At 55.3% G+C, this 622-nt stretch carries 2 protein-coding genes; one reads left to right on the forward strand and one right to left on the reverse strand.

Annotated features, from left to right (window positions below):
• The coding region (locus J5224_RS36055) for a DALR anticodon-binding domain-containing protein (protein ID WP_413544771.1) at nucleotides 1–88 on the forward strand (88 nt) is incomplete at its 5' end.
• Between the two features lie 72 nt (nucleotides 89–160).
• Here the strand turns inward: J5224_RS36055 and J5224_RS33835 are convergent.
• Nucleotides 161–622, reverse strand: a 462-nt coding sequence (locus J5224_RS33835; protein ID WP_264629240.1) for a lipid II flippase MurJ, incomplete at its 5' end; no start/stop codon positions are given.

The following is a 622-nucleotide window of genomic DNA, read 5'->3' on the forward strand; positions in this document are numbered from 1 at the left end:
AAGCCGCCTGAAACTGGCCCTGTTGACCGCAGAAACGCTGAAACAAGGATTAAGCACCCTGGGCATTGAAACCGTCGATAAGATGTAACAGCATCACGTTATAAAAAAACGGTGGCTCAGGCCACCGTTTTTCTTTGGTGCTATCACATACCGGCTTCGGTCACAGACCGCGACGCGCAAAATCGCGCGGACGGAAGCCAAGCAGCGCCAGCATCGCAAAGTAGGTACCAGCCCCCGCCACCACCACCAGCATCAGACGCGAAATACGCACTGTCATGCCGCCGATGTCCCAGGCAGGCATCCACACTAACAGCGCTATCAATACCGCCGACATGGCAAGCACGGCGATAACCAGTTTGACCAGAAACGAGCCCCATCCCGGACGTGGTTGGAAAAGCTGCTGTTTGCGCAATTGCCAATAGAGCAGCCCGGCATTCAGGCAAGAGGCCAACCCAATGGAAAGTGCCAGCCCGGCATGCTGTAGCGGCCCGATAAAGATCAGGTTCATCACCTGCGTCAGCGCCAGCGTGACCAGCGCAATTTTCACCGGCGTTTTGATATCCTGTCGAGAATAGAACCCCGGCACCAGCACTTTCACCACAATCAGTCCCATTAATCCGAT

The organism is Candidatus Symbiopectobacterium sp. NZEC135, assembly GCF_025962695.1.